Below are 26,189 nucleotides of genomic sequence, written 5' to 3'. Positions count from 1 at the left end.
GATTCGAGGTTCAAATTCGTCAAAAGAAAACAAGAGGCAGGCAAAAAATGAATCTCCGGTACGCAATCACATGCGCCGGCGTGTCGGCATTTCTGATATCGGGCACGGTTCCGGTGATCGCCGCCGATATCGAGCCGAGAGGCGTCTATAAAAGGATCAAGGCGCCAAAGCCCGGAACACGCCCGCGCATCACCGTTCAGATCACGGCTGAAGAACATGCATCCCAGCCTTTTGCCCCCAGCACCGGGGCCGAGCTTGAAACGCCTGAAGTGGTCAAGCGCACCGCGCTTCCGCCTGAGAACCTGCCGGGGACGAACAGCCCAGAAAAGCCCGTCGGTTCCTACACAGCCTTCTGGGACAAGATCTCGCCGGAGCTGGCTGAAGCCGGGGCAGGGCGGCTGGATATGGCGATCAATGCGCTTTCATCCACAAATGTTGCTTCACCACGTTTGCAGACCCTTCAAAACATCGCGCAGCTTCAGGGGATCGACATTCTGCGCTCGACAGTGGGAACCAAGGTTTCCCCGGCACTTGTCCTTGCGGTGATTTCCGTGGAATCGGCCGGCCGGGCGGATGCTGTCAGTTCAGCCGGTGCGCAAGGACTGATGCAACTGATGCCCGCCACGGCCGAAAGGTTCGGTGTTGAGGACAGTTTTCAGCCCTCGCAGAATATCGCGGGTGGTGTGAAATACCTGAACTGGCTGATGGGGGAATTCAAAAACGACCCGATTTTGGTGCTGGCCGGATATAATGCGGGCGAAGGGGCCGTTCGCAAACACAGTGGTGTGCCGCCTTATGCGGAAACCCGCGATTACGTGCCAAAAGTGCTTGCAGCGTTTCAGGTGGCGCGCGCGTTGTGCTCGACCCCGCCGGAACTGATCTCGGATGGCTGCGTTTTTCAAACGCTAAACTGAAAATGGCCCGCGAGTCGGCGGGCCATTCAATATCAGGTCAATCAGCCGACGATCGTGGCCTGGGTCGAGGCCCGCATATCGTCTTCGCTGACACCGTCGGCCAGTTCGACAATCTTCAGGCCGCCTTCAACCACATCCAGCACGCCCAGATTGGTGATGATGCGATCCACTACGCTCTTACCTGTCAGCGGCAAGGTGCATTCCTTCAGCACTTTTGAGTCGCCATGCTTGTTGGTGTGATCCATGACCACGATCACACGACCGACGCCGGCGACCAGATCCATCGCGCCGCCCATACCCTTGACCAGCTTGCCGGGGATCATCCAGTTGGCCAGATCGCCCTTTTCGTCCACTTCCATGGCACCCAGAATCGCCGCAGCGATCTTGCCGCCCCGGATCATGGCAAAGGACGTGGCGCTGTCGAAGTAGGACGTGCGGGACAGCTCGGTGATCGTCTGCTTGCCCGCGTTGATCAGGTCGGGGTCTTCTTCACCCTCGAACGGGAATGGACCCATGCCCAGCATGCCGTTCTCGGATTGCAGAGTGATGTCCTTGTCACCCACGTAGTTCGCCACCAGCGTCGGAATGCCGATGCCGAGGTTCACATACATGCCGTCTTCCAGCTCTTCCGCCGCGCGTGCGGCCATCTGATTGCGGTCCCAGGGCATTATGCGTCCTCCTTCTTGCGGGTGGTGCGCTGTTCGATGCGCTTTTCGTGGCTACCCTGAATGATGCGGTGCACGTAGATGCCGGGCAGATGGATCCCATCCGGGTCGAGCGAGCCGCGCGGCACGATCTCTTCAACTTCAGCGATGCAGATCTTGCCGCAGGTCGCGGCAGGTACATTGAAGTTGCGTGCAGTCTTGCGGAAAATCAGGTTGCCGGTGTCATCGGCCTTCCAGGCCTTGACGATGGCGAGATCGGCAAAAATGCCTTCCTCCATGATGTAGGTCTCGCCGTTGAAGTCCTTGTGTTCCTTGCCGTCGGCAATCACGGTGCCCACGCCGGTCTTGGTGTAAAAGCCGGGGATGCCCGCGCCGCCGGCTCGCATACGCTCGGCCAGAGTGCCTTGCGGGTTGAACTCCAGCTCCAACTCGCCGCTCAGGTACTGGCGCATGAATTCGGCGTTTTCACCGACATACGAGCTGATCATCTTTTTGACCTGCTTCGTCTGCAGCAGGATGCCGATACCGAAATCGTCGACCCCGGCGTTGTTGCTGGCAAAAGTCAGATCCTTGGCGCCCGATTCCCGGATCGCCTCAAGCAGCAGTTCGGGAATACCGCACAGGCCGAAACCGCCCGCCGCAATCAGCATGCCATCCGACAGCACCCCATCGAGCGCTTCAGTGGCATTGGCATAGATTTTCTTCATGGAAAACTCCCCCAATGACATGGTGATGCGGCAGGTTGTGCCGCCACGTCACGGGGAAGTCAATGAAACCAGAGGGCAATGGTATTTCTACCTAGCCCCGTCTCAGCCCGCCTTCTTGGCTGTCTTCTTGGCAGCGGCCTTCTTCTTTGGCGCAGCTTTTTTCTTGGTGCCCTTCTTGGCCGCCCGCTCGTTGACCAGTTCAACGGCCATTTCCTGCGTCACGTCTTCGGGTTTTACGTCCTTGGGAATGGTCGCATTGACCTTTTCCCATTTCACATAAGGCCCGTAGCGCCCGTCCAGAACCTGCATCGCGCCGCCATCGGGATGCTCGCCCAGTTCCTTCAGCGGTTTGGCTGCCGCACTACGGCCCCGACCGGGGTTGGCCCGTTTTTCGGCCAGCAGTTCCACGGCCCGGTTCATCCCGATCTCGAACACGTCATTAGGGTCTTTGAGGTTGGCATAAACCGGTTTGGCTTCATCGGCCAGTTGATGCATCAGGTAAGGCCCGAAGCGACCGAAATTCGCGCTGATCATTCCACCTTCGGGGTGTTCGCCGATCTGGCGGGGCAGGCTGAGAAGGGTCAGCGCCTTGTCCAGATCCATGTCATCCTTGCTCCAGCCGCGCGGCAGCGACGCACGGGGGGGTTTCTTGTTCTCCGGCGTCGGCTCGCCACGCTGGACATAAGGACCAAAGCGGCCGGACTTCAGCCAGATCTCATCACCCGCGTCCTCGCCCAGAAGACGTTCGTCGCCTTCCGCGCCTTCACCGGCGATCGGACGGGTATACGTGCATTCCGGGTAGTTGCCGCACCCGACGAATCCGCCGGTGCGCGACGTCTTCAGGTGCAATTGCCCCACGCCGCATTTCGGGCAGATCCGCGGATCCGACCCGTCCTCGCGCGGCGGATAAAGCTGCGGTGCCAGCGCTTCGTCCAGCTTGTCCAGCACTTCCGAAATGCGCAGCTCCGAGGTCTCGCCGATTGCAGCCGAAAACTCGCGCCAAAACTTGCCCAACAGATCCTTGTAGTCGCGATCCCCGGCGCTGACGTCGTCCAGCTGTTCTTCCAGATTGGCGGTGAACTCATAGCCCACGTATTGTCGGAAGAAATTCAGCAGGAAGATGGTGACGATGCGGCCCTTTTCTTCAGGGATCAGCCGGTTCTTGTCCTTGCGCACATATTCCCGGTCCTGGATCGTCGTCACAATGCTGGCGTAGGTTGAAGGGCGCCCGATCCCCAGCTCCTCCATCCGTTTGACCAAAGTGGCCTCGGTATAGCGCGGGGGCGGCTGGGTGTGATGTTGCAGGGCCAGAACGGCTTCGTTCTCGGACAGGATGGCGGCCTTGTCATCGCTCGTGGCCTTGGTGTGCTGATCCAGCAATGAGGTCTTGGCAAACGGGGCAGGGTCCCCCTTCATGATCTGGGGCAGGCGCTTTTCGTCGTCATCCGTGACGTCATCGCGGCCCTCTTCATAGACGCGCATGAAACCGTCGAACAATACCACCTGCCCGGTGGCGCGCAGACCGACCTGACCGTCGGCGCTGCCGATCTCGACCGTGGTCCGCTCCATCCGGGCGGCCGCCATCTGGCAGGCAATGGTGCGTTTCCAGATCAGATCATAAAGCTTGCGCTGATCCTCATCCGTGACCTTCAGCGCCTTGGCATCGCGCGACATATCCGTCGGGCGGATACATTCATGCGCTTCCTGAGCGTTCTTGGCCTTGTTCTTATACATGCGCGGGCTGTCTGGCACGTATTCCGCGCCATATCGGTCGGCGATAGCGTCGCGGGTGGCAGTCACAGCTTCGGGCGCCATGTCGATGCCGTCAGTCCGCATATAAGTAATGTAACCCGCCTCATACAGCCGCTGCGCCACCTGCATCGCGTGGCGGGCTCCCATGCCGAACTTGCGGCTGGCCTCCTGCTGCAGCGTGGATGTCATGAACGGCGCGCTTGGATTCCGGGCGGCAGGCTTGGCCTCGACTGATGTCACGCTCAGCGCGCGGCTGGTGATGGCCTGAACTGCCAATTCGGCCTGAGTCGAATTGGTCAGATCGTGCTTGTCCAGCTTTTTTCCGGCCAGCGTGACCAGCCGGGCCTCGTAGGTCTGGCCGCGGGGCGTTTCGAACAAGGCCCGCACCGACCAGTATTCGACCGGCTTGAACGCCTCGATCTCCATCTCGCGCTCGACGATCAACCGCAGACAGACCGACTGCACCCGGCCAGCCGACCGCGCGCCGGGCAGCTTGCGCCACAGAACGGGTGACAGGTTGAACCCCACCAGGTAATCCAGCGCACGGCGGGCCAGATAAGCCTCGACCAGCGGCATGTCCACCTGACGTGGGTTCTGCATCGCCTGAGTCACAGCCTCTTTTGTGATGGCGTTGAATGTAACCCGGCTGACCGGTGTGTCTTTCTTGATCGAGCGCCGCTTGGTCAGCGCTTCCTGCAGATGCCAGCTGATTGCTTCGCCCTCGCGATCGGGGTCAGTGGCCAGGATCAGCGCATTGTCGTCTTTAAGCGCGTCGGCGATGGCCTTGACGTGCTTGCGGCTGTCATTGCCGACTTCCCATTTCATCGAGAATTCATGCTCTGGATCAACCGATCCGTCCTTCGGCGGCAAGTCGCGTACATGGCCGTACGAGGCCAGAACGGTGTAGTCGGGGCCCAGATATTTGTTGATTGTTTTTGCTTTGGCCGGAGATTCTACAACAACTACAGGCATTTAAGATGAATCCTTGCTCGACAGGCTTTGCGCTTTGTATGGCGGTGCAAAATGTGTGCGGCAAGATCGAATTGTCAATGCGTACCTTGCCGCATCTTGTTTTTCCCGCAATTTCAGCGCTCTGGCCGGGCCAAATTTCTTCAAACAGACGGGGCCGCGCAAAAGCCGGTGATCAGGCTACTCGCGAAAGCAGGCCGCCCGCCTGCCGCTGGATTCGTCCGTCCAGTTCCAGATCCAGCAAGGCCGGGGCGATGGCCTCGGCCGAGGCGGCAATGTCCCGGATCAACTGGTCTTCGGCCACCGGCGAAGGACCCAGCCGCGCCAAAATTTCGGCCTGCAAGACTGACGCCTCTGGCATTGCAGGGGCGTCAGACGAAGGTTGAAGGCTTAGCGGAAGTTCCGGCGCCTCTGCCACAGATTGTTGCGGCGGCAGTGCGTCAATCACGTCTTGCGCAGAACGGACCAGCGTGGCGCCATCGCGGATCAGCAGGTTGCACCCGGCGGCGCGGGCATCGAACGGGTGGCCGGGTACGGCCAGAACCTCGCGCCCCTGATCCAGCGCGTCCCGCGCCGTGATCAGACTGCCGGATTTTGCCGCCGCCTCGACCACCACAACCGCCTGCGCGAGGCCCGAGATGATGCGGTTGCGCCGCGGGAAATGCCGTGCCTGCGGCGTCACCCCCATCGGCTGTTCGGACAATCGCAGGCCCTTGCGTGCAATATCGTTCGCAAGATCGGTATTTTCCGCCGGATAAACAACGTCGACCCCGCCTGCCAGAACAGCCACCGTTCCGGTGTCCAGCGACGCGATGTGCGCGGATGTGTCGATGCCGCGCGCCATGCCTGAGACGACCGTATAACCGCACGCCCCAAGCTCTTTCGCCAGGTTCCGGGCCATGCGCCCCCCGAGGGACGAGCAGTTGCGCGCGCCGACCAAAGCAATTGCCGGTTTTGCCAGTACGCTGATGTCACCGATGGCCCACAGCATCGGGGGTGCGTCAGACAGGGTCGACAGGGAAGCGGGGAAGTCAGCGGCCCCAAGGCACAGAAGCCGCGCTTTTGCGGCTTTTGCAGCCCTGAGCTCCGCCTCAATCACGCCGGGTGGGCATATTTCATAGTCTTCGATCCCGGCGGCGCGTGCCATTTCCGGCAACGCGGCCAGCGCATTCTGCGCCGAGCCATGTTCGCACAACAGTCGCCGGAATGTTGCCGGGCCAACCTTGCGTGAGCGCAACAGACGGAGCCAGGAAAACCGGTCCTCTTCCGTGGTGGGTGGGAGTGGGGGGTGATAGGAAGAAAGCTGCTCTTCAGTCATCCGTTGCTCCGCCTGATTGCAGAACTGGTTTACGGGATGCGGGGTTAACAGCCTGTGAATCGTTGAAAATTAGATGCCATTTTCACAGGTGGTGTACTTTGGTTGCGGAATAACAATTGGAAAGTAAAAAGAAAATCCGAGATATCTTTCCTTGCGCAGTTCGCGGTCATTCCAATGCAGAAATCAAAAAATCAGGCGCAGTGTTAACCCTGCGCCCTTGAGTTTCCAATTGATTCCCGCTCAGGCGGCCGATCCGCCCACGGTCAGGCCATCCATCAGAACGGTTGGTTGGCCGACCCCCACAGGCACCCATTGCCCGTCCTTGCCGCAGGTTCCCATGCCCGGGTCCAGCTCCATGTCATTCCCAAGCCCGCGAATGCGCTTCAGGGCCGAAGGACCATCCCCGATCAGCGTCGCGCCCTTGACCGGTGCACCGATCTTGCCGTTCTCGACCCGATACGCCTCGGTGCAGGAGAAAACGAACTTGCCGTTGGTGATATCCACCTGACCACCGCCGAAGCCCACGGCCCAGATTCCGTCCTTGATGTCCGCAACCAGGGCAGCAGGGTCCGCATCGCCTCCCAGCATGATCGTGTTGGTCATGCGTGGCATTGGCTTGTGCGCATAGCTTTGCCGCCGCCCGTTGCCGGTGGGCGCAACATTCATCAGCCGTGCGTTCTGGCGGTCCTGCATATACCCCGTCAGTATTCCGTCTTCGATCAGCACCGTGCGGGAACTGGGCGTGCCTTCGTCGTCCACAGTGATCGAGCCACGCCGGTCCGCGATGCTGCCGTCATCGACCACAGTCACACCCCTGGACGCGATCTGTTGCCCCATCAGCCCGGCAAAGGCCGAACTGCCCTTGCGATTGAAATCCCCTTCAAGCCCGTGCCCAATCGCCTCGTGCAGCAGGATACCGGGCCAGCCGGGGCCAAGGGCCACTTCCATCACACCGGCCGGGGCAGGGACTGCGTCCAGGTTGACCAGAGCGATCCGCAATGCCTCGCGCGCCTTGTCCTGCCAGTCCGCCGGATCGATCAGCCCATCCAGACCGATACGGCCACCGCCACCGGCTGAACCGCTTTCGCGGCGTCCGTTCTGCTCCACGATGACCGAGATGTTCAGACGGGTCATCGGGCGCACGTCGCGCACCAGAACGCCATCAGGGCGCAGAATCTCAACCTCCTGCACTGCGGCTGCGATGGTTGCGCTGACCTGAACCACCCGGGGATCGAGATCGCGGGAAAACGCATCAATCTCGCGCAGCGTCTCGATTTTGACCGGAAAGCTGGCGGTTTCGATCGGATCCTCATCTGTGTAAAGCCGCTTGTTGGTCGCCCGCGGTGCCTCGGCCAGCGTGCCACCGCCATCCCCGACCGCCAGCCGCGCGGTCTCGGCCGCCCGTTTCAGCGCGGGGATCGAAACGTCCGTGGAATGCGCATATCCGGCAACTTCGCCCTGCACGGCGCGCAGTCCGAATCCTTCGGACGCATCATAAGACGCGGTGCGCAGGCGACCGTCATCAAAGACCAGAGATTCGGATTTGCGGCGTTCCACGAACAGCTCGCCATCCTCGGCGCCCGCCGTTGCCGATTGCAGCACCGCAAGCGCTTCATCATGCGGAATTGCGGTTTCAAAGGGGCGAAACGGGTCGTTTGACATGGCTTGGGACCTTTCCGGTTTGATCCAGATCAAAAATAGCGTCTGTTTGACGCAAGCATTTTGCTTTATCTACCCGCAGGAATATGGTTTTTAACGCGGCCAAAGACAACGGGAGAGGTGTGGCCGATTCACACCTTTTCGCCAGGGACGCAAAGATCAAACGATCAGGACAGAAAATGAAGAATGCTTTGATGCTTTCGGGGTTTATGACAGCCCTCTCCAGCCTTCCCGCCATGGCTCAGGAGCTTGAGATTATCGGCAAGCCGGTCGATGGTGGCATGGGTTTCCAGCCCCCCGCCACGAGCCTGGCCGAAGGGATTCGGGATCTGGATGGGATGATTCTGGTCATCATCACCGCCGTTTGCTTGCTGGTTGGTGGCCTGCTGCTTTATTGCATCGTGCGCTACAATCAGCGTGTTAACCCGAAGCCAGCCGGTTTCTCTCACTACACCCCGGTCGAGATCGCCTGGACGCTTGGCCCGATCCTGATTCTGGTCTTCATTGGCGCCTTCTCGCTGCCGGTTCTGTTCAAGCAGCAGGAGATTCCCGAAGGCGACGTGGTTATCAAGGTTGTTGGGAACCAGTGGTACTGGACTTATGAATACGTCGATCACGACTTTGCGTTCGACAGCTACCTGCTGGGCCACCCGGCGACACTGGACGAAGGCGCGCGCCCGGCTGACGCGGATGTGACGCCGTTTGTTCTGGACGACGCGATGCGCGCCAAGCTGGCCGATGCAGGCTACAGCGACGATGAATGGCTGTTGGCCACCGATACTGCGGTTGTCGTTCCGGTGAACAAGGTCGTAGTCATGCAGGTGACCGCATCCGATGTGATCCACTCGTGGACGATCCCGTCCTTCGGCGTGAAGCAGGACGGTGTACCCGGTCGTCTGGCCGAGCTGTGGTTCGAGGCCGACAAGGAAGGCATCTATTTCGGCCAGTGTTCGGAACTGTGCGGCAAAGACCACGCCTATATGCCGATCACCGTCAAGGTCGTCAGCCAGGAAGCCTATGATGAATGGCTGAAGAGTGCGATCGACGAATATGCAGGCCTGCCGCAATCCTATCAGATTGCTGCCAAGTAAACGCGACAGGGCGGGCTGGCCCCGCCTGAAACAACATGCAGGCTGCGCGTTAATCGCGCAGCTTTCGCCCACAAAGGACCGGAAATGAGCGACGCAAGCTTCAATGCCAGCACCGTGACCGCGAAGGGATACGCGGACGAGGCCAGCTTTGGCGATTATTTCGCCCTGCTGAAGCCGCGTGTGATGTCTCTGGTCGTGTTCACCGCGCTGGTCGGTCTGCTGGCGGCTCCGGTTTCCGTGAATCCCGTGGTCGGTTTTTGCGCCATTCTGTTCATTGCCATCGGTGGCGGTGCCTCCGGCGCGCTGAACATGTGGTGGGATGCGGATATCGACAAGGTGATGAAACGCACCAAGGGTCGCCCCATCCCGTCCGGCAAGGTTGAACCGGGCGAGGCGATGGCGCTTGGCTTAGCGTTGTCGGGCATGTCGGTCATCATGCTGGCGCTGGCTACGAACATCTTTGCCGGTGCGTTTCTGGCCTTTACCATCTTTTTCTATGTCGTGATCTACACGATGTGGCTGAAGCGCCTGACGCCGCAGAACATCGTGATCGGCGGCGCGGCCGGAGCGTTCCCGCCGGTGATCGGCTGGGTTGCCGCCACAGGCTCCATGACGCTTGAGCCGTGGCTGATGTTCGCTCTGACCTTCATGTGGACGCCGCCGCATTTCTGGGCGCTTGCCCTGTTCATGCGCACGGATTACGACGATGCCGGTGTTCCGATGCTGACGGTCACTCATGGGCGACGCGCGACCCGTGTGCATATCCTGATCTATACTGCGCTGCTGGCCATTCTAGCGGTTGGCACGGCCTTCTCGGGCATTGGCGGCCCGGTCTATCTGACCGTCGCCCTTGTTCTGAATGCGCTGTTCCTGCGCGGCGCATGGCGGATTTCCCGCCGCACCGAAGACGATGCCGAGGCGGACAATTTCAAGGTCGAGCGTGGCTTTTTCAAACTGTCGCTGCTGTATCTGTTCCTGCATTTCGGCGCCATTCTCGTGGAAGCGCTGCTGAAGCCCTATGGGCTGGGAGGCTGGTCATGAGCCTGCGCAAGAGCCACGAACTGCACCACCGCCGTTTCAGCCGCAATCTGGGCGTGGGGCTGACCCTCGCCGCATTCATCGTGATCATCTTCGGCCTGACCATCGCCAAGGTTTCCAGCAGTTCCTTCACGGGTCCCGCTGTCGAGGTGCAGAACTGATGGCGATGTCGGGTCCTCAAAAAACGGTTGTGCAACTGGTCGGTGTGGTCGTCCTGATGGGCGGTTTGGCCTGGGCTGCGGTGCCGTTTTACAACTGGTTCTGCCGGGTCACCGGCTTTGGCGGCACCACCGGCGTCGCTCAGCAAGCCCCTGATGACATTCTCGACCGCATGGTCACGATCCGTTTCGACGGCTCCAAGGCCAAGGGCATGCCGTGGGAGTTCAAGCCCGTCGAACGCGAGATGAAGGTCCGCATCGGCGAAACCGGGCTGGCCTTTTACGAGGCATATAACCCGACCGACAAACCCATTGCCGGGCAGGCGTCCTATAACGTGACGCCGTACTCGGCGGGCGGGTATTTCCAGAAGATCGCCTGCTTCTGCTTTGACGAGCAGGTATTGCAGCCGGGCGAGCGGGTCGAGATGCCCGTGACCTTCTTTGTCGACCCCGAAATCGTCGAAGACCCCGAAGCACAGTATGTTCATACGATCACTCTGTCGTATACATTCTACGAAATCGACCTGCCCGAGGGCTATGCCGCCCTCGACGTGCAGGAAGACACAAACACGAACTAACGCCTTAAGGTGAGGGACACTGATGGCACACGCTAAAGACCATGACTACCACATTCTGAACCCCTCGATCTGGCCGCTTGTTGGCGCCGTCGGTGGTTTTGTGATGCTGTTCGGAGCCGTCCTGTGGATGCACGGAATCACTCCGTGGATATTCTGGGCCGGTCTGGTGGCCGTTCTCTACACCATGTTTGCCTGGTGGTCCGAAGTGGTGGTCGAAAGCCGTCAGGGCGACCACACGCCGGTTGTCCGTATCGGCCTGCGCTATGGCTTCATCCTGTTCGTGATGTCCGAGGTGATGTTCTTCTTCGCCTGGTTCTGGTCGTTCTTCAAACATCGCATGTACCCGATGTACGACTATGCCGGCACCGAATACATCCAGCCGGACATCCACGCGGTTGACCCGTTCCACCTGCCGCTGATCAACACGCTGGTTCTGCTGCTGTCGGGCTGCGCGATCACCTGGGCGCACCACGCGCTTGTGCACGGCAATGACCGAAAGGCACTGGTGCAGGGTCTGGCAATCGGTATCGCGCTGGGTATTGCGTTTACCTTCCTGCAGGGTTTCGAATACTACGAACTGCTGGCCCACGGTGGTTGGGAATTCGGCGGCGATCAGTTCTATTCGAACTTCTTCATGGCAACCGGGTTCCATGGCGCACACGTGATCATCGGCACCATCTTCCTGACGGTCTGTCTGATCCGTGCACTGAAAGGTGATTTCACTCCGGAGAAACACGTCGGTTTCGAAGCGGCCGCCTGGTATTGGCACTTCGTGGACGTCGTCTGGCTGTTCCTGTTCTTCGCCGTTTACATCTGGGGGCAGGCCCCGCTGATGTAACTCCGCTTTGGTGATCCAATTGCAAAAGCCGCCCTTTGGGGCGGCTTTTTCTCTATCCGGGGCGCAAGATTGCGCCCCATACAATTGCGTGGTTGCAATTCGGGTCGCACGGCCCTTAACAAGACGCCGGTTCCTGCAATGAGGTTTGCCCAAGCCATGCGCCGCTTTCTGTTTCTGCTGATCTTCGGCCTTGCCGGTCTGGGCGTGCTGGTGTCGCTGGGCGTCTGGCAGGTGCAGAGACTTGCGTGGAAACAGGGGATCCTGGCCGAGATCGAAAGCCGGATCTCAGCCGAGCCCGTTTCTTTGCCTCCGCAGGTTTCGGAGGATGCCGACAAGTACCTGCCGGTCACTGTCTCTGGCGAAATGGAACCGGGCGAAATCCATGTTCTGGTTTCGGTCAAGCAGGTTGGGGCCGGGTATCGCATCATCCAGTCCTTCAGTACCGCGGATCGGACAATTTTGGTGGACCGGGGTTTCGTCCGGACCACTGCCAAGCAGGCGGAGCGTTCGACCGGGCCTATGGAGATCACCGGCAATCTGCACTGGCCCGATGAGATCGACAGCTATACGCCCGATCCGGACATCGATGACAACATCTGGTTTGCCCGGGATGTGCCAAATCTGGCCGCAGCGCTGGGAGCGGAGCCGGTGCTGTTGATTGCCCGTACGAAAACCGACCCGAATGTAACGCCTTTGCCGGTGGATGCGGCGGGTATCCCGAACGATCATTTGCAATATGCAATCACCTGGTTTGGTCTGGCTCTGGTCTGGGCCGCGATGACCGGGTCCTTCCTGTGGCGCAGCCGTGCCAATACTGAGAGTGACGCGACATGAAATACATCTCGACCCGTGGGCGGGCGCCCGAACTGACCTTTGAAGAGGCGATGCTGACCGGACTGGCCCGCGATGGCGGCCTGTACCTGCCTGCCGAAATTCCGGTAATGTCACAGGACGGGATCGCCGCTCTGGCCGGTCTGTCCTATGAAGAAATCGCGTTCCGCGTGATGTGGCCCTATGTCAGCGGCTCGTTTGCCGAAGATGAGTTCAAGGAAATCATCGCCCGTGCTTACGAAGGTTTCGGCCATGATGCCCGGGCACCATTGAAGCAGCTAAACGAAAACCATTTCCTGCTGGAATTGTTCCACGGCCCGACGCTGGCGTTCAAGGATTTCGCGATGCAGCTGATCGGTCAGCTGTTCCAGGTCGCTCTGAAACGGCGGGGCGATCGCGTGACCATCGTGGGCGCGACCAGCGGCGACACCGGTTCGGCGGCCATCGAGGCGTTCCGGGGTCTGGATGCCGTGGACGTATTCATCTTGTATCCGCATGGCCGCGTGTCCGAGGTGCAGCGCCGTCAGATGACCACACCCGCCGATGGCAACGTTCATGCGCTTGCCGTGGATGGGGATTTCGACGATTGCCAGGCCGCGCTGAAGGATATGTTCAACGATTTCGACTTCCGCGATGGTGTGAAACTGGCGGGCGTGAACTCGATCAACTTTGCCCGTGTTCTGGCGCAGATCGTCTATTACTTTTCGGCAGCTGTCAGCCTCGGAGCCCCGCACCGCAAGGTCAGCTTTACCGTCCCCACCGGCAATTTCGGTGACATCTTCGCGGGCTATCTGGCCAAGCGCATGGGGCTTCCAATCGACCGTCTGGTCGTGGCCACGAACCAGAACGACATTCTGCACCGCTGCCTGTCGGGTGAGGGATACTTCAAAGGCGACACGATCCCCTCGATCAGCCCGTCGATGGATATTCAGGTCAGCTCGAACTTCGAACGCGCGCTGTATTATGCCTATGGCGAGGACGGCGCCGCAGTGGCCCAATTGATGGACGAACTAAAGACGGGCGGCTTCAACGTCAGCCAGGGCGCGATGGAGGCCTTGCGTGAAAGCTTCGACTCCGGTCGCGTGTCCGAAGACGAAACGCTTGCGACGATCAAGAACACGCTCGCCCACAGTGCCGAGCTGGTTTGCCCGCATACCGCCGTCGGTATCAAGGTCGCTGAAGCGCACCGCACGGCGGACGTGCCGATGATCACACTGGCCACCGCGCACCCGGCGAAATTCCCGGCGGCGGTCGAGAAGGCGAGCGGCGTGCATCCGCCTCTTCCATCCCGCATGTCTGATCTGTATGAACGTCCGGAACGGGTGACCCGCATTGCCAACGATCTGGGTGCCCTCGAGGATCATATCAGAAGGCATATTGCTGAGTGACTGTCAGACAGGACCAACTGAAGAACGGGTTTCGTATCGTCAGTGAACATATGCCGGGGCTGCAATCGGCGGCCATCGGTATCTGGGTAACCGCCGGCGGGCGGCACGAGCGGATCGAGCAGAACGGCATCGCCCATTTCCTTGAACACATGGCGTTCAAGGGAACCAAGCGGCGTTCCGCACTGCAGATCGCCGAGGCGATCGAGGACGTGGGCGGCTATATCAATGCCTACACTTCGCGCGAGGTGACGGCCTATTACGCGCGTGTCCTGAAGGATGACGTGGCGCTCGCCATGGACGTGATCGGCGATATCGTTCTGAACCCAGTTTTCGACCCGCGCGAGATCGAGGTCGAGCGCGGCGTCATCCTGCAGGAGATCGGCCAGGCCTATGACACGCCCGACGACGTGATCTTTGACTGGCTGCAAGAGCAGAGCTATCACGACCAGCCCCTGGGTCGGACCATTCTCGGTCCCACCGAGAGGGTCAGTTCGTTCTCGCGCGAGGATCTGTCGGGCTTCGTGGCAGAGCATTACGGCCCGGATCAGATGATCCTGTCCGCCGCCGGCGCTGTGGATCACGATGCGCTGATGAAACTGGCAGAGGAGATGTTTGGCCATCTGACACCCAGAACCGGCCTGATCGCCGAGCCTGCGCAGTTCACCGGCGGTGAGGCGCGGCAGGAAAAAGAGCTGGAACAGGCCCATATCGCACTGGCGCTGGAAAGCCCAGGCTATCGTGAAGATGCGATCTATACCGCACAGATCTACTCGACCGCACTGGGTGGCGGCATGTCCTCGCGTCTGTTTCAGGAAGTGCGCGAGACGCGCGGGCTTTGCTACACGATTTTCGCGCAGACAGGTGCCTATGCCGATACCGGGACAACCACGATTTATGCCGGAACATCGGCCGATCAGGTTGGCGAACTGGCAACGATCACCATCGACGAGATGAAGCGCGCCGCCGAAGACATGAGCGAGGAAGAGGTCGCCCGTGCCCGTGCGCAGATGAAGGCGGGCATGCTGATGGGGCTGGAAAGCCCGTCGAACCGGGCCGAACGCTTGGCGCGGCTGGTACAGATCTGGGGCAGGGTGCCCTCGCTCGAGGATACCGTCGCCATGATCGACGCCGTCAGCACCGAGGACGTCCGCGTCTTTGCCGAGCAGATGGCCGTACAGGCCCCGGCAGCGCTGGCGCTCTATGGCCCTGTCTCGGGCGCGCCCACGCTGGCGCAATTGCAGGAGAGGCGTGCGGCGTGATGCTGTTGGGCAGACGCAAGCTGAAACTCGAAACCGAGCGGCTGAGCCTGCGTCCGCCTGTGCATTCCGATTTCAATGACTGGGCCGCGTTGCGGCGGGCGTCGCGAGATTATCTGACCCCGTGGGAGCCGATCTGGGCCCAGGATCACCTGAGCCGCAAATCCTTCACCAACCGGGTCTACTGGGCGCAGCGCTCGGTCGGCAGCAGTACGGCGATCCCGTTGTTCCTGTTTCGCCGCAGCGACAACGTACTGCTGGGGGCGATCACGCTGGACAACATCCGACGTGGCCCGGCGCAGGCCGGAACGCTTGGCTATTGGACGGGTCAAGCGTTTGCCCGGCAGGGGTACATGCGGGAGGCCATCGGCGCGGTTGTGCACCACGCCTTTACCCGCCTTGACCTGAGCCGGATCGAGGCTGCCTGCCTTCCTGAAAACAATGCCTCGCGCGGGTTGCTGGAAAGCTCGGGGTTCAAATACGAAGGCGTGGCGCAGTCGTATCTGCAGATCAACGGGCGCTGGCGGACGCATGTTCTTTATGCCAGCCTGCGTTCGGACCGGCGCGGCAAGACCGACGCCGGGTAGGTGGCCCCACAGGGGCCATCGGGGGCTCTGCCCCCGGCCGCGGCAAGCCGCGTCTCCCCCGGAGATATTTTTGGCCAGATGAACAAGGGGCATGACTTGGTGGCGTTCTGCGCTACACTCTCCTCATGCGCTGGGTGGTTCTGGCATTGATGGTAATCTCGGGAGCGGTGTCGGCGCAGGAGCGGCGGCCGAGCCATTGTATTGCCATTGCAGACGCGGCACCGGGCATTGAGTATCTGCACAAGGCGGCGTGGACCGACCCGGTGCCCGAGTTTTCGGTGCGCATCAGTTACATTGCCCACGCATCCTTTCTGATCCAGACGCGGGGCGGTTTGAACTCGGTCACCGATTTCACCGGTTTCATCGGCGGCGCCGATCTGATTCCCGACGTGGTGACGATGAACCACGCCCACAACACGCACTGGACGGCGCATCCGGATCCTGCCATCCCCCATGTCCTGCCGGGTTGGGGCGAATTCGGGCAGGGGATCGAACACTATCTTGATCTTGGTGAATTGGTGGTGCGCAACGTGTCGACCGATATCCGATCGACCCTGGGTGGGGTCGAGACCAAGGGCAATTCTATTTTCGTATTCGAGGTCGAAGGCCTGTGCATCGGCCATCTGGGGCATCTGCACCATGTCCCCTCGGACGAGCAGTTTGCCGCGTTGGGACGTTTGGATGTGGTGATGGCGGCCGTGGATGGAGGCACGACCATGCCCCTGCCCGAGATGATCACTGTTCTGAAGCGCCTCAAAAGCTCGGTTATCATACCGATGCACTGGTTCTCGGGCTTTTCGCTGGATCGGTTCCTGGTCGACATCCGGGATACATTCCCGGTGGAGCGTGACGGAGTTTCCGAGGTCACGGTGTCGCTCAAGACGCTGCCAGACCGGCCAACTGTCGTGGTGCTGGAGCCGCAATACCTGACTGATCTGGAATAAGACTTGTTGCAGCCGCGTGAGTTGGGCAAGGAAGGGGCATGACACTTTATCCCGCCGATGAAACCCTTGCCCGAAGGATCAAGGCTGAACTGGGTGACGCGATCCTGCGCCCCGTCGCAGCGCGATATCTGGAAGAACCGCGCCGCCGGTTTGCCGGGCATGTCGGCCTGCTGGCCGCGCCGCGCACGGTTCACGAGGTGGCGGGCCTGATCCGCATCGCATCCGACGCACGGGTGTCGGTTGTCCCTTATGGCGGCGGAACGGGACTGGTCGGCGGGCAAGTGATGCCGGACGGACCGCCACCGCTGGTCATATCTCTTGAGCGGATGACGGCCATCAGGGCGGTCTATCCGTCCGAGAACGTGCTGGTGGCCGAGGCTGGGGCGATTCTGGCCGATGTACAGGCAGCTGCCGAAAGCACCGACCGCCTGTTCCCTCTGTCCCTTGCCGCGCAGGGGTCTTGTCGCATCGGCGGGAATCTCGCCACCAATGCAGGCGGGGTGAACGTACTGCGTTACGGCAATGCGCGTGATCTGTGCCTGGGTCTTGAGGCGGTGCTGCCGAATGGCAACATCTGGAACGGGCTCAGCCGGTTGCGCAAGGACAACACCGGCTATGATCTGCGCAACCTGTTGATTGGGTCGGAAGGGACGCTGGGGATCATCACGGCGGCCGCACTGAAGCTGTTTCCGCGCCCGGCCGGTATTGGAACCGCGATGTTTCAAGTGACGTCTGCGCAGGCCGCCATCGATCTTCTGGCGCTTGCGCGGGACCAGGTCGGCGAAGCGGTATCGACGTTCGAACTGATCCACCGGCAGGGGCTGGAGTTTCTGTCCGAAGTTCTGCCCGCCATCCGGCAACCCTTTGCGGTGCCGCCGGAATGGTGTGTGCTGATCGAACTGGGCTTGTCGCGCGGGCTTTCTCCGACAGACACGCTTGCGGACCTTTTCGAACAGGCAAGTCAGCGCGGCTTGGTCAGCGATGGTGTGATTGCCCAGAACGAAACACAGCGTCACGAGTTGTGGTCAGTGCGCGAAGACATCCCCGAGGCGAACCGGATGATCGGCTCGGTCTCCAGCCACGATATCTCGATCCCGATTTCGCGTGTCCCCGAGTTCATTCGGCGCGGCGCGGAGATTGTGGCCGGGCTTGGGCCGTACCGGATCAATTGTTTTGGACATCTCGGGGACGGGAACCTGCACTATAACGTGTTCCCGCCAAAGGGCCGAGACAGGTCCGACTTCGACGCCCAACGGGCCGAGGTCAAGCATGCGGTGCATGAGCTAGTGCACGAATTCGAAGGATCCGTCAGCGCTGAACACGGGGTGGGTCGACTAAAAACGGGTGATCTTGAACGCTATGGAGACCCAGCAAAGCTGTCAGCAATGCGGGCAATCAAAGCGGCACTTGACCTCAAGGGGATCATGAATCCGGGCGCTGTCCTGAAGACATAACTGCGGCCCGTGTGATACGGGCCGCGCACTGCACTTATGAGCCAGGCAGGATCACCTTGTCGATAACGTGGATGACGCCATTGGACGTCTCGATATCGGCCTGAACAACATTCGCATCGTTGATCATCACGCCATTGTCCAGATCGATCGTGACCTCGCCACCCTGAACGGTTGCGGCTTTCATGTCGTCGGACAGGTCACCGGACATCACCTTGCCGGGCACCACGTGGTAGGTCAGAACGGCGACAAGCTGGTCCTTGTTCTCGGGCTTTAGCAGGGTCTCAACCGTGCCTTCGGGCAGGGCAGCAAACGCCTCGTCTGTGGGGGCGAATACGGTGAACGGCCCTTCACCTTTCAACGTGTCGACAAGTTCGGCGGCCTGAACGGCTGCAACGAGGGTTTCAAAGCTTCCGGCGCCGACCGCTGTGTCAACGATGTCCTTGGAATGGCCGTCAGCGTAAGCAGCTGTTCCGACGAAAAGGCTTGCTGCACCGGCGATTGCGAGTTTGCAAAACATGGTCTGTAATCCCTTGATGGAATGCCGTTGTTGGCATCTACCGGGCTACGCGCCGCTCTCAAGAAGAGATCACTGAATATGTCGATAAGTTTGGGTTGAACACAATGTGAACCGCGCTAAGCCGGCGCGGTCGCATATTTCCATTCACGGATTTGTGATTGAATCGAGGCTCACAGCCCCTCGAATTCACACAGGACGTGGACATCCATGCCCATGCCTTCCAGCACCTTGCGGCCGCCCAGATCGGGCAGGTCGATGATGAACGAGCATGACACGATCTCGCCGCCCAGCCGTTCGATCAGCTTGATGCCGGCAGCGGCGGTGCCACCGGTGGCCAGCAGGTCATCGACGACAAGGATCTTTTCACCGGGCTGAATGGCGTCGTCATGGATTTCGACGATCGCCTCGCCGTATTCCAGTTTGTAGTCCTGGCTGATCGTGGTACCGGGCAGCTTGCCTTTCTTGCGGATCGGGACAAACCCGACGCTCAGCTGATGCGCTATCGCTCCGCCCAGGATGAATCCGCGCGCCTCAAGTCCCACGACCTTGTCGATCTGTTCGCCCGCATAAGGGTGCAGCATCTGGTCGATGGCCATGCGAAACCCACGCGGGTCTGCAAACAGGGTGGTGACGTCCCGGAACATGATCCCTTCATGGGGGAAATCAACGATGGTGCGGATATAATCCTTGACCGTAGTGTGTTTGGGCATGCGCGACCCCTTGCCTCGTGCTACGCGGGGTGTTTGGCCTATCCATGCCTTTCACGCAAGCAAAGTTTGGCTTTTCGGGCTCACCTGCGGCGCTTTGGCAGCGCCATGGGAAGGCCGTAGTAGCAGTAACGTCCCACAGGCAGCCACGACAGATGCGGCTTGCGCCAGTTGCGCTGATCTTTCAGGAGAAACGCCTGAGCGACGTTAAGGTCCATTGCTACAAGCCCTACTTTATTGTTATGCACACGATATCTACATTCTCTATGCAATGTATATACAATGCGCAGCTAAAGGAATCGAGAATTTGACGGGGTCCAGAGGCGTGACACAGAAAATCGGTAAAGGTTCTGCCAGGAAAAACAGTCAGTTGGTCCTGCGGCTGGACAGAGATGAGCGTGACGCTTTTGTCGAGTTATGCAAAGAGCTGGACACCTCGGCGGCGCGCGAAATCCGACGCTTCATTCGTGGGTTCATGAAGGAACACGCCGAGGGGTAGCGTCAGGCAGGGCGGCGCAGAATGGCGGTTGCAAATCCCATTCCGATCAACGCCAATCCGCCGAACCGGGTCATGGCGGTGATGACATTGGCACGTCCGATCATCAGGCGCAGTCGGTCGGCCAGCAGCGCATAGGCCAGCGCGTTCAGCCAGGCCAGCCCGACAAATGTAGCAATCAGGATCGTGAACTGCGGGCCCAGCGGGTCATCCGGGCGCAGGAACTGCGGTACAAAAGCGATGAAAAAGGCGATGGACTTGGGGTTCAGCGCCGTCACGGCCGCCGCATGGCCAAAAACGCCGCGCGCCGTCACCTCGCGTTCGGTGCGGACGGTGTTCAGCCCGCCTGACGGGGCGCTGCGCAGAAGTTTGATACCCAGCCAGACCAGATAGGCCGCCCCGACCCATTTCAGAACGGAAAACAAGGTGGCCGAGGCGAGAACCAGTGCCCCAAGTCCCAGCAGGGATGCCGTCATCGCCAGCAGATCGCCAAGCGCCACGCCGGTGGCCGAGGCGACGGCGACACTGCGCCCTTTCGACAAGGCGTAGCTGAGTATCAGCAAAACCGTCGGCCCGGGGATCAGCAGCAGGGCGGTGGAAGCGGCAACAAAGGCCAGCCATAGATCTGTCGACATGAGGCATCCTGTAATTTTGTCTCACAGAAAGACTTGCCGCGCGGTTGCCGTCAAGCCTTACGTGGTTCGGTTGCCCATCGCATAAGCGCCTCAAGCGGGCCCCGCTTGAAGCGGCGGAACCACATCAGGGCAAAAAGCGACGATGCGGCGCAGAACAGCAGTGTGTACCCCACGATCTGCGGCGCGGTCAGGGAACCGTCCAGCAATCCGGCCTCATCAAGAATGCCCATCCCGACCAGGATATGCGCCATGTACAGGGTCAGGCTCTGCCTGCCCGGCGCCACCAGGGCAGGGGCCAGTTTTGAACGCTCGATCACGGGCCATAGTTTGAGTGACAGCCCGATAATCAGACATGCCGTCCCCGTGCCCGCCATTATATAGAACGGACCGGGCGGGATGGATTCGGTGCCCAGCCAGGCCTTCAGTTCGGGGTCGTGGATCAGCATTTGCGGACATTGCGCCAGAACGGCGGCGGCGAAACCCCAGATGATCAGGCGGTGTTGAATGCACAGAGTTTGCAACTGTGTCCTCCCGATCGCCATCCCGATCAGCAAAAACGCGGCCCACGGCAGGACCGGATGCCAGCCATTAAACAGCGCGTTGCGCAGGAACCCGGGCAAGGTCCACAGGTCGGTGTAGGTCAGGGTGGTCCAGTCCCAGCCCCGGTCATAGTCGAAACTGAGCATCGCAAGCACCGACAGTGCGACAATCCCCAACGCGCCCAGCCACAAGCCGCGCGTCGTGGCGGTCAGGAACGCCGCGCCGACAACAAAATACAGCGCGTAGAAATGCAGGATGTCCGCGTCGAACACGGTCATGTTGATCAGGCCCAGCCCGAACAGAAATGCGGCGCGGCGCAACAGCCTACTGGAAGAAATTTGTGACAACCCGATGCCGACCCCGGCCAGCACCACAAACAGCGCAGCCGCGCGCCCCTCAAGCGCGTCGACCAGAGCCGAGGCCCAGTCACGGCCCGGTTCCACGCCGGCTGCAATTCGGAAATTGACCAGCACCATGCCGCAAAAGGCCAAGTAGCGGGCGGCATCCAGCGCCTTGAGACGTGTCATCGGTCCTCACATTTGGTGGTGGCTGGCTAAATATTTGCCGCCACTCGATAATCTTCGTCAACATGGAGAGCTCGCCGTGCGTTTCAACCATGTAAAGTGCGAAACCTGCGCTGGCTGACTTCGTGGCAACAGATTAAGATTCAATAAAGCACTGTACCCGAGCCTTGAAATACGGCTCAAAGCGTCAGACCTGTAATGCAAGCCTGAGTGTCGGAGGGGCCAATGGTAGAGACGCAACACGCAAAACCAGATGGGAAGGTCGCCGGACCGGGTATCGTCCGGATCCGGCGCGCGTTGACCGGGCTCGTTCTGGCCGGGGCCGTTCTGTATATCGGCGCGGTCAGCTACATGTACCTCAACCAGAAGTCACTGCTGTTCAAGCCCGAGGGCGAACTGCCCGAACCTGCTGAGATCGGGCTGGCGGATGTTGATGTGATCTCGCTGCCGATGTCCGACGGCACGGTATTGACGGCCTGGTCCGCGCCTCCGGCCATCGACGGCGCGCCGACCGTTCTGTTCTTTCACGGCCAGTCCGGGAACCTTGGTGACCGGTCCGAACGGTTTCGCGCAATCCTGAACAGCGGATACGGGCTGCTTGCGCCCAGCTATCGCGGGTTTCCCGGAAGCGGGGGCGAGCCATCCGAACGGGCGCTGATTTCCGACGGGGTGCACCTGTTCGACAGGCTGAGCAGCGCTGGCGAGACCGTTGTCCTGCACGGCCAAAGCCTTGGAACCGGGGTCGCGGCCGCGGTGGCCGAACAACGCCCGGATGCCAGACTGCTCGTGCTTGAGGCGCCGTTTACTGCAACGGTCGACGTCGCGGCCGAGCGGTATCCCTGGCTGCCGGTCTCAACCCTGATGAAAGATCAGTTCGCGACGCGGGACATCATCGACGATGTTACTGTGCCGACCCTGATCTTCCACGGCACGATGGACGAAACCATCCCGTTGAATCACGCCCAGGCATTGGCGGCTCTGGCCGGGGGTACGGCGCAGCTTCATGTGATCCCCGACGGTACACATAACGATCTCTGGTCGCGCGGCCTTTGGGACGTGGTCGAACAGAGCCTGACAAAAAACTGACGTCAGAGGATCCGCCCGGCGACCGCATCCAGTTTGGCCAGCAAGGCCGGGTCGCGCTTTTCCGTTGCGGTCAGAATCGCAAACTCCAACGCCCGGTCACAGCCATGCGGGCAGGGCGCACGCTCGGCCCCCAGCAAGGCCGGCAACCCCTTGACCAGCGCGCGGCCCTTTTCCGCATTGCCGGTCAGGGTGGCGATAATCGTGGTCACGTCCACCTCGCCGTGATCCGGATGCCAGCTGTCATAGTCCGTGACCATGGCAACGGATGCGTAACAAAGCTCGGCCTCGCGGGCCAGTTTGGCCTCGGGCATGTTGGTCATGCCGATGACATCACAGCCCCAGTGCTCGCGATACATCTTCGATTCCGCCAGCGAGGAGAACTGCGGCCCCTCCATCGCCAGATAGGTGCCGCCGCGATGCACGGTGATGCCTGCCGATTTGCCTGCGGTCTCGCACGCATCGCCCAGACGCGGGCAGGTGGGATGGGCTACGCTGACATGGGCCACGCAGCCGGTTCCGAAAAAGCTCTTCTCGCGCGCAAAAGTTCGGTCAATGAACTGATCTACAATAACAAAGTCGCCAGGTGCCATGTGTTCGCGAAACGAACCGCAGGCCGAAACCGAGATCACATCCGTTACACCCAGCCGCTTGAGCGCGTCGATATTGGCGCGATAGGGCACCTCGGTCGGCGAATGCACATGCCCCCGTCCGTGCCGGGGCAGGAACGCCATCTCTATCCCCTCAAGCGATCCGGTCAGAATCTGGTCCGACGGTGCCCCCCACGGCGTTTCGACACTGACCCATTGTGCATTTTCCAGCCCGTCAATGTCATAAATGCCCGATCCGCCAATGACGGCTATCTTTGTCTGGGTCACGTCGTTTCTCCGATCCAAAATTTCTTTCCTGAAATTTCTGAGCCGCCAGCGGCCATTTGACAAGTGGTTTCAACCGATTGTGCGCCTGACCCTGTGGACCGTGATCTCGCTATGTGCTCAGCGCATGGCAGGTTCCCGCCAGATGCTGTACCTCGCGGGGGAAATGGCGGGTACAAGGCGCGCTTCGCGCGAACCAATCAAAACCGACAGGACCGTCCAATGCCCCGAGCCTTGCTGGCAAGTTTTGCCAATCGCCTTGCCATACCCGATCTGCGCTGGATGCCGGACGAAGGCTTCACCCTGTCGCGTATCCGGATCGAGCTGCTTTCGGGGCTGACCGTCGCCCTGGCACTGGTGCCCGAGGCCGTGGCTTTTGCCTTCGTTGCTGGCGTACACCCCCTGGTCGGGTTGTATGCCGCGTTCCTTGTCGGTCTGATCACCGCTCTGATCGGCGGTCGTCCCGGCATGATCTCGGGTGCAACCGGCGCTCTGGCTGTGGTCATGGTCGCGCTGGTGGCGGAGCACGGGGTTGAGTATCTGTTCGCCACGGTTGTTCTGATGGGTATCCTGCAAGTCATTGCGGGGGCGATGCATTGGGGGCGGTTTATCCGACTGGTGCCGCATCCGGTGATGCTGGGCTTCGTGAACGGACTGGCGATTGTGATTTTTCTGGCCCAGATGGGGCAGTTCAAGGTGCCGGGAACCATGGAAAACACCGGTCACGGCATGGGCGGCGGTGAATGGCTGTCGGGCATGCAACTTTATACCATGCTGGGTCTTGTTGCTCTGACCATGGCGGTCATCTGGGTGATGCCACGTATCACGCGTATTGTGCCGGCCCCGCTGGCTGGCATCGTGGTTGTCGCCGCACTGGTGATCGGCTTTGGGCTGGACGTGCCGCGCGTCGGCGATCTGGCCTCGATCGAAGGCGGCTTGCCCGCCTTCCACATCCCGATGGTGCCGTTGAACTGGGAAACCTTCGAGATCATTCTGCCTTATGCAGTCATTCTGGCCGCGATCGGATTGATCGAATCCCTTCTGACCCTGAACCTCGTGGGCGAGATAACAGGCAAACGCGGTGGCGCATCGCAGGAATGTATCGCGCAGGGCGCAGCCAACGTCGTGACCGGATTCTTCGGCGGCATGGGTGGCTGTGCAATGATCGGCCAGTCGATGATCAACGTGAAATCTGGAGGGCGTACACGTGTCGCGGGGATCGCGGCCGCCCTGTTCCTGCTGGTGTTCATCCTGTTTGCCGCCCCCCTGATCGAACAGATCCCGCTGGCGGCACTGGTGGGTGTGATGTTCATGGTCGTGATCGGCACCTTCGCGTGGAACTCGTTCAACATCATGCGCAAAGTGCCTCTGACAGACGCGTTTGTGATCGTTCTGGTCACCGTCGTGACGGTCATGGAGGACCTCGCGGTCGCCGTTGTCGTCGGCGTGATTGTCTCGGCGCTGGCCTATGCCTGGAACAACGCCAAACGCATCCACGCGGTCACCCGCGATTCCGAGACTGAAAAAGGCGCCAAGGTCTATGAAATTCAGGGGCCGCTGTTCTTTGGGTCGTCGGAGGGCTTCCTCGAAATCTTCGACGTGCCGAACGACCCCGAAACCGTGATTATCGATTTCGCCGCAAGCCGGGTTGTAGATCAGTCCGCCTTGCAGGCCATCGAGAATATCGCGGCCAAATACGAGGCGGCAGACAAGCGGGTCATGCTGCGCCACCTGAGCCGGGATTGCCACAAATTGCTCAACAAAGCCGGACATCTGATGGTCGATAGCGACGACGACCCGGATTATGAACTGGCGGTCGACTATTCGGTCCGTACCGGCATATTGGGCGGCCACTAATTTTTGCGAGGCTCTGCCTCGCGCTCCGGGATATTTGGGGCCAGATGAATGAAGGATCCGTTTCTTCATCTGGCCGAAAATATCCCCGGGGGAGTCGCGGCTTGCCGCGGCGGGGGCAGCGCCCCCCTTGTTCTGCGCCCTCAATCGTCCGGGCGTTCGAGCGCGAACAGCTCAGTAACAACCGAGTAGTCCCGATATCCCAGACGGGCCAGCGGTTTGAACGAGGTGACGTCAAATCGCCCGTCGCGGATATGCGCGTCATCGAGATGAACACCGATGACTTCTCCGAACACCACCCGGTTGGCCTCTCCGGGCAGGGTCACGATCTTTGTCAATCGGCATTCCAGAGCCGCAGGCGCGCCCTTGATCCGGGCGCAGGGGATGGTTTCACACTTGATCGGTGTCAGCCCGGCATGGGCGAATTCGTCAATTTCCTTCGGCAGACCTGCCGAACTGGCATTCATGGCATCCTGATCGGCATGCGCCACGACGTTCACGCAGAAAACGCCGGTGGCCTCGATATTGGCAATAGTGTCCTTGCCGCCGTCCTGATCGTGCTTGGTGCCGGTTGTGGCAAACATTACCTGAGGCGGCGTATAGGCGACCCCGTTGAAGAAAGAATAAGGCGCCAGGTTGTTGACCCCTTCCGCATCGCGCGTCGAAATCCAGCCGATCGGGCGGGGGGTGATGATGGCGTTGAAGGGGTTGTGCGGCAGGCCGTGGCCGTCTTCGGGGCGATAGAACATCAAGGTCTCCAAGCGTTTGCCCAAGGCGTATCGAAGTGCTAGGGCGAATTCCAGCAAGGAAA

General features: G+C 60.5%; 27 protein-coding genes. 15 read left to right on the top strand and 12 right to left on the bottom strand.

Annotated features, from left to right (window positions below):
- Window positions 1–47: 47 nt before the first annotated feature.
- Complete coding sequence (locus ACR0J8_RS09150; protein ID WP_480524799.1) at window positions 48–914, top strand: lytic transglycosylase domain-containing protein; 867 nt, start codon at window positions 48–50, stop codon at window positions 912–914.
- A 41-nt stretch (window positions 915–955) separates the two neighbouring features.
- Here ACR0J8_RS09150 and ACR0J8_RS09145 read toward each other — a convergent pair whose 3' ends face one another.
- The 5 genes from ACR0J8_RS09145 to tldD all read right to left on the bottom strand — a co-directional run bounded on the left by ACR0J8_RS09145 (window position 956) and on the right by tldD (window position 7,987).
- Entirely contained in the window at window positions 956–1,582 is a 627-nt protein-coding gene (locus ACR0J8_RS09145) for a 3-oxoacid CoA-transferase subunit B (RefSeq protein WP_480889798.1), read from the bottom strand.
- The gene (locus ACR0J8_RS09140) at window positions 1,582–2,286 is read right to left on the bottom strand and encodes a CoA transferase subunit A (RefSeq protein WP_170613262.1); all 705 of its coding nucleotides are present in this window, start codon (window positions 2,284–2,286) and stop codon (window positions 1,582–1,584) included. Before ACR0J8_RS09140 ends, ACR0J8_RS09145 begins: the two co-directional genes overlap by 1 nt.
- Window positions 2,287–2,388: 102 nt before the next feature.
- Window positions 2,389–5,010, bottom strand: coding sequence for a type I DNA topoisomerase (gene topA / locus ACR0J8_RS09135; protein WP_480524796.1), 2,622 nt, complete (start codon window positions 5,008–5,010; stop codon window positions 2,389–2,391).
- A gap of 172 nt (window positions 5,011–5,182) precedes the next feature.
- Complete coding sequence (gene dprA / locus ACR0J8_RS09130) at window positions 5,183–6,325, bottom strand: DNA-processing protein DprA (protein WP_480524794.1); 1,143 nt, start codon at window positions 6,323–6,325, stop codon at window positions 5,183–5,185.
- 240 nt (window positions 6,326–6,565) lie between these two features.
- The gene (gene tldD, locus ACR0J8_RS09125) at window positions 6,566–7,987 is read right to left on the bottom strand and encodes a metalloprotease TldD (RefSeq protein ID WP_480524792.1); all 1,422 of its coding nucleotides are present in this window, start codon (window positions 7,985–7,987) and stop codon (window positions 6,566–6,568) included.
- A 176-nt stretch (window positions 7,988–8,163) separates the two neighbouring features.
- Between tldD and coxB the strand changes: the two genes are divergently transcribed.
- The 11 genes from coxB to ACR0J8_RS09070 all read left to right on the top strand — a co-directional run bounded on the left by coxB (window position 8,164) and on the right by ACR0J8_RS09070 (window position 18,147).
- Complete coding sequence (gene coxB / locus ACR0J8_RS09120; RefSeq protein WP_480524791.1) at window positions 8,164–9,075, top strand: cytochrome c oxidase subunit II; 912 nt, start codon at window positions 8,164–8,166, stop codon at window positions 9,073–9,075.
- A gap of 84 nt (window positions 9,076–9,159) precedes the next feature.
- A complete protein-coding gene (cyoE, locus tag ACR0J8_RS09115; protein WP_170613252.1) occupies window positions 9,160–10,116 on the top strand; it encodes a heme o synthase in 957 nt (318 codons plus the stop codon).
- Window positions 10,113–10,274: a hypothetical protein gene (locus ACR0J8_RS09110; RefSeq protein WP_170613250.1), complete on the top strand. Its 162-nt coding sequence runs from the start codon at window positions 10,113–10,115 to the stop codon at window positions 10,272–10,274. Before cyoE ends, ACR0J8_RS09110 begins: the two co-directional genes overlap by 4 nt.
- On the top strand, window positions 10,274–10,849 hold the full coding sequence (locus tag ACR0J8_RS09105; RefSeq protein WP_480524788.1) for a cytochrome c oxidase assembly protein: 576 nt from the start codon (window positions 10,274–10,276) through the stop codon (window positions 10,847–10,849). The genes ACR0J8_RS09110 and ACR0J8_RS09105 overlap by 1 nt, the downstream gene beginning before the upstream one ends.
- A gap of 22 nt (window positions 10,850–10,871) precedes the next feature.
- Window positions 10,872–11,687 (top strand): cytochrome c oxidase subunit 3, encoded by an 816-nt coding sequence (locus ACR0J8_RS09100; protein ID WP_170613246.1) that lies wholly within the window; start codon window positions 10,872–10,874, stop codon window positions 11,685–11,687.
- A gap of 156 nt (window positions 11,688–11,843) precedes the next feature.
- Window positions 11,844–12,521, top strand: a complete 678-nt coding sequence (locus tag ACR0J8_RS09095; protein WP_480525022.1) for an SURF1 family protein — start codon at window positions 11,844–11,846, stop codon at window positions 12,519–12,521.
- Complete coding sequence (gene thrC, locus ACR0J8_RS09090; RefSeq protein ID WP_480524785.1) at window positions 12,518–13,906, top strand: threonine synthase; 1,389 nt, start codon at window positions 12,518–12,520, stop codon at window positions 13,904–13,906. The genes ACR0J8_RS09095 and thrC overlap by 4 nt, the downstream gene beginning before the upstream one ends.
- Window positions 13,903–15,165, top strand: a complete 1,263-nt coding sequence (locus ACR0J8_RS09085; protein ID WP_480889791.1) for a M16 family metallopeptidase — start codon at window positions 13,903–13,905, stop codon at window positions 15,163–15,165. The genes thrC and ACR0J8_RS09085 overlap by 4 nt, the downstream gene beginning before the upstream one ends.
- A complete protein-coding gene (locus ACR0J8_RS09080; RefSeq protein ID WP_170613774.1) occupies window positions 15,165–15,749 on the top strand; it encodes a GNAT family N-acetyltransferase in 585 nt (194 codons plus the stop codon). The genes ACR0J8_RS09085 and ACR0J8_RS09080 overlap by 1 nt, the downstream gene beginning before the upstream one ends.
- 125 nt (window positions 15,750–15,874) lie before the next feature.
- Complete coding sequence (locus ACR0J8_RS09075; RefSeq protein WP_480524781.1) at window positions 15,875–16,693, top strand: MBL fold metallo-hydrolase; 819 nt, start codon at window positions 15,875–15,877, stop codon at window positions 16,691–16,693.
- A gap of 38 nt (window positions 16,694–16,731) precedes the next feature.
- Entirely contained in the window at window positions 16,732–18,147 is a 1,416-nt protein-coding gene (locus tag ACR0J8_RS09070; RefSeq protein ID WP_480889788.1) for an FAD-binding oxidoreductase, read from the top strand.
- 34 nt (window positions 18,148–18,181) lie between these two features.
- On the opposite strand, the gene ACR0J8_RS09065 is transcribed toward ACR0J8_RS09070, so the two are convergent.
- The 3 genes from ACR0J8_RS09065 to ACR0J8_RS09055 form a co-directional block, all read right to left on the bottom strand.
- On the bottom strand, window positions 18,182–18,664 hold the full coding sequence (locus ACR0J8_RS09065) for a fasciclin domain-containing protein (protein ID WP_480524777.1): 483 nt from the start codon (window positions 18,662–18,664) through the stop codon (window positions 18,182–18,184).
- Between the two features lie 170 nt (window positions 18,665–18,834).
- A complete protein-coding gene (locus ACR0J8_RS09060; protein WP_170619414.1) occupies window positions 18,835–19,374 on the bottom strand; it encodes an adenine phosphoribosyltransferase in 540 nt (179 codons plus the stop codon).
- Between the two features lie 80 nt (window positions 19,375–19,454).
- Window positions 19,455–19,589 carry a hypothetical protein gene (locus tag ACR0J8_RS09055; RefSeq protein WP_321251533.1) on the bottom strand — a complete coding sequence of 45 codons (135 nt, stop codon included), beginning with the start codon at window positions 19,587–19,589 and terminating at the stop codon, window positions 19,455–19,457.
- 107 nt (window positions 19,590–19,696) lie between these two features.
- Between ACR0J8_RS09055 and ACR0J8_RS09050 the strand changes: the two genes are divergently transcribed.
- Window positions 19,697–19,870 (top strand): hypothetical protein, encoded by a 174-nt coding sequence (locus tag ACR0J8_RS09050; RefSeq protein WP_480524775.1) that lies wholly within the window; start codon window positions 19,697–19,699, stop codon window positions 19,868–19,870.
- Window positions 19,871–19,872: 2 nt separating this feature from the next.
- On the opposite strand, the gene ACR0J8_RS09045 is transcribed toward ACR0J8_RS09050, so the two are convergent.
- Both ACR0J8_RS09045 and ACR0J8_RS09040 read right to left on the bottom strand, forming a co-directional pair.
- On the bottom strand, window positions 19,873–20,502 hold the full coding sequence (locus ACR0J8_RS09045; RefSeq protein WP_480524773.1) for a LysE family translocator: 630 nt from the start codon (window positions 20,500–20,502) through the stop codon (window positions 19,873–19,875).
- 50 nt (window positions 20,503–20,552) lie between these two features.
- Window positions 20,553–21,569 carry a DUF418 domain-containing protein gene (locus ACR0J8_RS09040; RefSeq protein WP_480524772.1) on the bottom strand — a complete coding sequence of 339 codons (1,017 nt, stop codon included), beginning with the start codon at window positions 21,567–21,569 and terminating at the stop codon, window positions 20,553–20,555.
- Window positions 21,570–21,791: 222 nt separating this feature from the next.
- On the opposite strand from ACR0J8_RS09040, the gene ACR0J8_RS09035 reads away from it, so the two are divergent.
- Window positions 21,792–22,652: an alpha/beta hydrolase gene (locus ACR0J8_RS09035; protein WP_480524770.1), complete on the top strand. Its 861-nt coding sequence runs from the start codon at window positions 21,792–21,794 to the stop codon at window positions 22,650–22,652.
- A gap of 2 nt (window positions 22,653–22,654) precedes the next feature.
- Here ACR0J8_RS09035 and ACR0J8_RS09030 read toward each other — a convergent pair whose 3' ends face one another.
- Window positions 22,655–23,527 (bottom strand): S-methyl-5'-thioadenosine phosphorylase, encoded by an 873-nt coding sequence (locus tag ACR0J8_RS09030; protein ID WP_480524768.1) that lies wholly within the window; start codon window positions 23,525–23,527, stop codon window positions 22,655–22,657.
- A gap of 219 nt (window positions 23,528–23,746) precedes the next feature.
- Between ACR0J8_RS09030 and ACR0J8_RS09025 the strand changes: the two genes are divergently transcribed.
- Entirely contained in the window at window positions 23,747–25,381 is a 1,635-nt protein-coding gene (locus tag ACR0J8_RS09025; RefSeq protein ID WP_480524766.1) for a SulP family inorganic anion transporter, read from the top strand.
- Window positions 25,382–25,521: 140 nt separating this feature from the next.
- On the opposite strand, the gene ACR0J8_RS09020 is transcribed toward ACR0J8_RS09025, so the two are convergent.
- A complete protein-coding gene (locus ACR0J8_RS09020) occupies window positions 25,522–26,127 on the bottom strand; it encodes a flavin reductase family protein (protein ID WP_480889782.1) in 606 nt (201 codons plus the stop codon).
- Window positions 26,128–26,189: the final 62 nt, after the last annotated feature.

Source organism: Ruegeria sp. N11, assembly GCF_056531525.1.
Note: the sequence above shows the minus strand (reverse complement) of the source record. Positions and strands in the feature narration are given on the sequence as shown.

Coding starts and splice junctions, on each gene's coding strand:
- ACR0J8_RS09095 (WP_480525022.1), top strand. CDS start 11,844: ATGCGCCGCTTTCTGTTTCTGCTGATCTTCGGCCTTGCCGGTCTGGGC.
- cyoE (WP_170613252.1), top strand. CDS start 9,160: ATGAGCGACGCAAGCTTCAATGCCAGCACCGTGACCGCGAAGGGATAC.
- thrC (WP_480524785.1), top strand. CDS start 12,518: ATGAAATACATCTCGACCCGTGGGCGGGCGCCCGAACTGACCTTTGAA.
- tldD (WP_480524792.1), bottom strand. CDS start 7,987: ATGTCAAACGACCCGTTTCGCCCCTTTGAAACCGCAATTCCGCATGAT.
- ACR0J8_RS09040 (WP_480524772.1), bottom strand. CDS start 21,569: ATGACACGTCTCAAGGCGCTGGATGCCGCCCGCTACTTGGCCTTTTGC.
- ACR0J8_RS09025 (WP_480524766.1), top strand. CDS start 23,747: ATGCCCCGAGCCTTGCTGGCAAGTTTTGCCAATCGCCTTGCCATACCC.
- ACR0J8_RS09055 (WP_321251533.1), bottom strand. CDS start 19,589: ATGGACCTTAACGTCGCTCAGGCGTTTCTCCTGAAAGATCAGCGCAAC.
- ACR0J8_RS09080 (WP_170613774.1), top strand. CDS start 15,165: ATGCTGTTGGGCAGACGCAAGCTGAAACTCGAAACCGAGCGGCTGAGC.
- topA (WP_480524796.1), bottom strand. CDS start 5,010: ATGCCTGTAGTTGTTGTAGAATCTCCGGCCAAAGCAAAAACAATCAAC.
- dprA (WP_480524794.1), bottom strand. CDS start 6,325: ATGACTGAAGAGCAGCTTTCTTCCTATCACCCCCCACTCCCACCCACC.
- ACR0J8_RS09065 (WP_480524777.1), bottom strand. CDS start 18,664: ATGTTTTGCAAACTCGCAATCGCCGGTGCAGCAAGCCTTTTCGTCGGA.
- ACR0J8_RS09075 (WP_480524781.1), top strand. CDS start 15,875: ATGCGCTGGGTGGTTCTGGCATTGATGGTAATCTCGGGAGCGGTGTCG.
- ACR0J8_RS09145 (WP_480889798.1), bottom strand. CDS start 1,582: ATGCCCTGGGACCGCAATCAGATGGCCGCACGCGCGGCGGAAGAGCTG.
- ACR0J8_RS09060 (WP_170619414.1), bottom strand. CDS start 19,374: ATGCCCAAACACACTACGGTCAAGGATTATATCCGCACCATCGTTGAT.
- ACR0J8_RS09110 (WP_170613250.1), top strand. CDS start 10,113: ATGAGCCTGCGCAAGAGCCACGAACTGCACCACCGCCGTTTCAGCCGC.
- coxB (WP_480524791.1), top strand. CDS start 8,164: ATGAAGAATGCTTTGATGCTTTCGGGGTTTATGACAGCCCTCTCCAGC.
- ACR0J8_RS09140 (WP_170613262.1), bottom strand. CDS start 2,286: ATGAAGAAAATCTATGCCAATGCCACTGAAGCGCTCGATGGGGTGCTG.
- ACR0J8_RS09035 (WP_480524770.1), top strand. CDS start 21,792: ATGGTAGAGACGCAACACGCAAAACCAGATGGGAAGGTCGCCGGACCG.
- ACR0J8_RS09100 (WP_170613246.1), top strand. CDS start 10,872: ATGGCACACGCTAAAGACCATGACTACCACATTCTGAACCCCTCGATC.
- ACR0J8_RS09150 (WP_480524799.1), top strand. CDS start 48: ATGAATCTCCGGTACGCAATCACATGCGCCGGCGTGTCGGCATTTCTG.
- ACR0J8_RS09105 (WP_480524788.1), top strand. CDS start 10,274: ATGGCGATGTCGGGTCCTCAAAAAACGGTTGTGCAACTGGTCGGTGTG.
- ACR0J8_RS09070 (WP_480889788.1), top strand. CDS start 16,732: ATGACACTTTATCCCGCCGATGAAACCCTTGCCCGAAGGATCAAGGCT.
- ACR0J8_RS09020 (WP_480889782.1), bottom strand. CDS start 26,127: ATGTTCTATCGCCCCGAAGACGGCCACGGCCTGCCGCACAACCCCTTC.
- ACR0J8_RS09045 (WP_480524773.1), bottom strand. CDS start 20,502: ATGTCGACAGATCTATGGCTGGCCTTTGTTGCCGCTTCCACCGCCCTG.